Source organism: Streptococcus suis, from assembly GCF_002964045.1.
GTDB lineage: Bacteria > Bacillota > Bacilli > Lactobacillales > Streptococcaceae > Streptococcus > Streptococcus suis_U.
In genome coordinates, this window is the sequence record NZ_POPB01000449.1 from 1 (window position 1) to 285 (window position 285).

Annotated in this window: 1 protein-coding gene; it reads right to left on the minus strand. The window is 48.4% G+C overall.

Going from position 1 to position 285, the window contains the following annotated elements:
* On the minus strand, positions 1–285 hold a 285-nt coding region (locus tag C1E99_RS11340), incomplete at both ends, for a class I tRNA ligase family protein (protein ID WP_153060200.1).

The window sequence follows — 285 nt, forward strand, 5'->3', positions numbered from 1 at the left end:
CTCTCCCAAGTAAATATCATCCTGCGCCAGCAATTTTTCAAAAACAGCCGCCACCACTTCCTCGTGGTAATCGTCGGTCGTGCGGATAAACTTGTCGTAAGAGATGTCCAACAAGTTCCAAAGCTCCTTAACGCTAACCGCCATGCCGTCAACGTAGGCTTGCGGTGTTAGACCAGCCTCTTTTGCCTTCTCCTCAATCTTTTGTCCGTGCTCATCAAGCCCTGTTAGATAGTAGACTTCATGCCCCATAAGGCGTTTGTAACGAGCCAATACATCACAGTCGTA